Raw genomic sequence first — 4,397 nt, 5'->3', positions numbered from 1 at the left:
GACAACATCATTCATAAAAAAATTAAAATTCATATTCATTTCATCTACTCCTTACATGCTTTTTTTCATCTTACCAATTTAGCGGCTATTAATTCAAGCTTTTGAACCTGCTTATTTCAAATGAATCTTTTAGCGCCTTAATTATTCATCCACTAACCCTACGATTACATTCGGTAAATGAGCTAATGTAGATATGGCGTATTGGTAATCTTCATTTAATTCTTCGACAACTCGTATGACAGTTACGAATGGATTTTTTATGACAAACTGATCAATCTTTTCCACATCGCCTGCAATAAATAAAACTTTTGCATCAATTTTATTTTTTAATCCGATTGAATGTAATGTGGATAAAACATTTTTCATTAGCTCTTCTTCTTGCTCACTAGCACCTTCTAATATTATACAGTCCCAACTTAATAACTTAAGCTGATCAAAAAGAAGTTCGTCCATATCTCTCCCTCCATATCGCTTGTTTATACAATATATGAGGAAATGAACGAAAGCATACTTTATTAGTATGAAATGAAATAACTCTAATTTTTAAGCTTCTCCAATACCGAACGCTAATATTAACAAGAAGAAGAAAACAAATGTGATAATATTTAAGACTACGCCAAGAATAATATTTGTAAGTTTTTTTGAGAGGAATGCAAAAATTACCCCTGTTATTGATAAGATTAAGAAACATAAAAGGAATATGCCCAGTTGTTTAGTGTGATCATTAATAAAAAGAGCTATAACTATACTGATACCAACCATCATTAAAGAAAGCCTACCATATTTATTCAAATAACTCCCCATCCTCGTAATTTTTTCTTACATTAAATGTATCACAATTAATTACTGGAAATGAATGGAAAAATAAAATGATAACTTAACACTCTGAAAAAAAAAGAACGCTTTAAAAGCGTTCTTTTAAGAATTAACAGTTAATTTTGTATCCGATTCAACCTTCACTTCTTTTCTTTTTTGAAAAAGTCTATTTACAAAAAACATCATTGGAAAACTTATAAAAGCGATTGCACTAATAATAACAAATCCACGGCCGCCATTTTCATATCCGAAGTAAGATAATAAACTTCCGCCAAGCGCTGGACCGAAAACGAAACCGAGTTTTGAGAATCCCATTGCCCCAAAATAAGTTCCCTTTAATTCTTCAGGAGCAAGCTGATCGACAAATACATCTGTAAATGTAAATGCAAATATTTCTCCTACAGTTAACACAATCATTACGATTGCTAATAAGAAAAAGTTAGTAAATAACCCAAATCCAGCAACAGCTAAACTAACAATCACATTACCAATCATCATAGATACAGTAGGTGAAAAATTCTTCATTCTACTTACAATTGGGAATTGAAGTATTACTACAGTTACTGCATTGATTGTTGTTAAATACGCATACAATTTAACGCCATTATGAAACTGTGGTGCATTTGCAAAATATTGAGACATTGTTGAAAAGCTTTGTGAATAACCAAGACCATAGAAACAAATTGTTAGAATCGTTAAAGCAAAAATGATATCCTTACGTAAAATTGAAAACGATGCCTTCATCGAAACTTTGTTAGTTGTCGAAGCAGACTTTCCTTCTCCAATTTTATACTTTGATAACATAAATAATAATGTTAAACCATAAAAAAAGTACACAATTCCAGATAATACAAATGGCAATGTGCTTTTTGAACTTCCTAGATATAAACCAACTAAAGGACCTACTGCAACTCCAACATTAATAGCGGCATACCGCAAGTTAAACACTAACAGTTTTGATTTCTCGTCGGTTAAATCAGAAAGTAATGCTCTTGAAGAAGGTTCGAAAAATGATGAACAAATATTTAAGATCGAGTTCAGCACAAAAAACCAGGCGAATGAATTTCCTAGTCCAAAACCAACTAATGTAATAGACCATAAAAAAATACTCGATAATAAAATAGTTTTCCTTCCAATACGATCAGAAAGAGTTCCTCCAATAAAACTGAAAAACACCCCTAAAAAAGATGAAACTGTTAACATAAGCCCAACCATTGCAGGTGAGATATGTTTAACTGAAGTTAAATAAATAGCTAAAAACGGCATACTTACTGTGCTAGCAAATCTAACGAATAAAGTTCCAATAACGATATTCCAAGCAACAGGATGTACGGCAGATAAATTTTTAAACATCTTATCCCCCCCTAATTCTCTAAGATGTCACATATTTGTAAATTATCTTACAAATGTTACAGTTTGTAAAGATTTTAGTTCAGGGCTCTAAAAGTGATCTGGAGGTTGAGTAAAGGAAAATGGTATTCATGAAGGCAGGAAAAAGAGGATTATAAGGAAGAGGAATGGCATCCTATTCCCTATTGTTTTTCATATTCCGATAAAGATTGTCTTTTAATATAGCCATGAATCGGTTTTTACTATTATCTATCACTTCAAAGCCGTATTTGCGGTATAAGTTGTGAGCATCTCTTGTGCCAAGCATGAATGTCCGTACTGTTGATAGTTTTTCATAACGCATGATTTCTTCCATTAGCCATTTTGATAGGCCTTTTTTACGATATTCTGGGAGAATAAATACGTCAGCTAAATAAGCAAATGTGACGCCATCTGATACTACTCTAGCAAAGCCTACTTGGGTTGGATCACTTTCTCCTGGATTCCCCTTGTAAACACCAAAACAGAAAGATCCTTTGATAAATCGATCAATATATTCATAAGGAATTTCATTTGCCCAATATGAATCTTTGTCTAAAAAGTTATAAATAACGTCTCTGTTTAATAATTCTTTATTCGTTGATATGTAATACCCATTTTGTTCAACTAGCATAAATTCCACCCCTTTATTATAATTTACGGAATTTTATAATTATTAATTTTATCATAAGTCACTAAAAAAGGGCTTTTTTATATTTCAGGATAAAGGACACACATATACTCCTTTTTATTTTGATAAAATACTGCTTTTTATTTCTATAGCATTCTATAGCATGGTTGAGGGGTATCTCGGTGGCTTTTTACATTATGCATAAATTTATGTGGCCATTTTAAAGATAATTAGCGTAATTCATTACTATTATTGTTTATAAAGAAAGAAATTAGAATAAGCTTGCTAGTTCTCTAATTGAATGAGCTACTTTTAACTATAATTAAGGCAAAATATTATAACCGATATGGGTAATATCTTATTTTATTTGCGATAGCAAAGGATTTAATTGCAGATTCTCTATTTTTATTTGCACTTAGCACGAAGATTTTAATTTTCTCATTTGACAAAATAAAATAAAAAAGAGGTTGCCTTAACGACAACCTCTTTTGTTTATAAAATTAATATACGTTCGTATTTTCTTTTGTTGTATTTTCTAGGATTTCTTTTACTCTTCCTAAGAATTTACCACAAATAAAGCCGTCAAGTACACGGTGATCAAGTGATAAGCATAGGTTAACCATATCGCGAACACCAATCATTCCGTTTACAACAGCTGGACGTTTTACGATACTTTCAATTTGTAAAATTGCTGCTTGTGGGTAGTTAATGATACCCGCGCTTTGAACACTACCAAATGATCCAGTGTTATTTACTGTGAATGTGCCACCTTGCATTTCGTCTGATTTTAATTTGCCAGTACGAACTTTTGTAGCTAATTCAGTAATTTCACGTGCGATACCTTTGATTGTTTTCTCATCAGCATTTTTAATTACTGGAACAAATAATGCATCGTCTGTTGCAACAGCGATCGATAAGTTAATATCTTTCTTTTGGATGATTTTATCTCCAGCCCACATTGAATTAATCATTGGGTATTCTTTAAGTGCTTGCGCTACAGCTTTAACAAAGAATGCGAAGAATGTTAAAGAGAAACCTTCTTTTTTCTTGAAAGAATCTTTAAGGCTGTTTCTGTAATTAACTAGGTTTGTAACATCTACTTCGATCATCATCCAAGCATGTGGAGCTTCATGTTTACTACGTAACATATTTGAAGCAATTGCTTTACGTACACCTGTAACTGGAATTTCAATATCACCAACTGCTGTTGGGATAACAGGTACTGGTGCTGCAGCAGGTGCTTGAGCTGCGGGAGCAGTTTGTGCTACAACTGGTTGAGCAGGAGCTTCAACTGCAACAGGTGCTGGTGCCGCTTGAGGTACACCATTTGCGATTGCATTTAAAACATCTTTTCGAGTAACTCGACCATTATTTCCTGTACCAGGAATTAATGAAAGATCAAGATTATTTTCTTGTGCTAAACGAAGTACAGCTGGAGAATAACGAACTTTACCAGACTCATCAGTTTTAGCAATAGTTTGAACCGGTGCAGCAGCTACAGGAGTTTGTGCTGGTGCTACAGGTGCAGCTTTTTCAACTGGTTTTTCTTCAATTGTTGTAGCAGCTACTTCACTAGAAGCAC

General features: G+C 32.9%; 4 protein-coding genes. All 4 read right to left on the bottom strand.

Features of this window, described 5'->3' with window-relative positions:
• Nucleotides 1-141 precede the first annotated feature (141 nt).
• The gene (locus tag ABEY15_RS24315; RefSeq protein ID WP_429892512.1) at nt 142-453 is read right to left on the bottom strand and encodes a hypothetical protein; all 312 of its coding nucleotides are present in this window, start codon (nt 451-453) and stop codon (nt 142-144) included.
• A gap of 465 nt (nt 454-918) precedes the next feature.
• Nucleotides 919-2,169: an MDR family MFS transporter gene (locus tag ABEY15_RS24310; protein ID WP_429892511.1), complete on the bottom strand. Its 1,251-nt coding sequence runs from the start codon at nt 2,167-2,169 to the stop codon at nt 919-921.
• Between the two features lie 172 nt (nt 2,170-2,341).
• Entirely contained in the window at nt 2,342-2,818 is a 477-nt protein-coding gene (locus ABEY15_RS24305; protein WP_429892510.1) for a GNAT family N-acetyltransferase, read from the bottom strand.
• Nucleotides 2,819-3,315: 497 nt separating this feature from the next.
• A partial coding sequence (locus ABEY15_RS24300; protein ID WP_429892509.1) for a dihydrolipoamide acetyltransferase family protein occupies nt 3,316-4,397 on the bottom strand: 1,082 nt, incomplete at its 5' end.

The sequence above is a fragment of the Gottfriedia acidiceleris genome, from assembly GCF_050457485.1.
Taxonomy (GTDB): Bacteria; Bacillota; Bacilli; order Bacillales; family Bacillaceae_G; genus Gottfriedia; species Gottfriedia acidiceleris_D.
The sequence above is the reverse complement of the archived record's forward strand: the minus strand, read 5'-3'. Positions and strand labels throughout refer to the sequence as shown.

Coding starts and splice junctions, on each gene's coding strand:
- ABEY15_RS24315 (WP_429892512.1), bottom strand. CDS start 453: ATGGACGAACTTCTTTTTGATCAGCTTAAGTTATTAAGTTGGGACTGT.
- ABEY15_RS24310 (WP_429892511.1), bottom strand. CDS start 2,169: ATGTTTAAAAATTTATCTGCCGTACATCCTGTTGCTTGGAATATCGTT.
- ABEY15_RS24305 (WP_429892510.1), bottom strand. CDS start 2,818: ATGCTAGTTGAACAAAATGGGTATTACATATCAACGAATAAAGAATTA.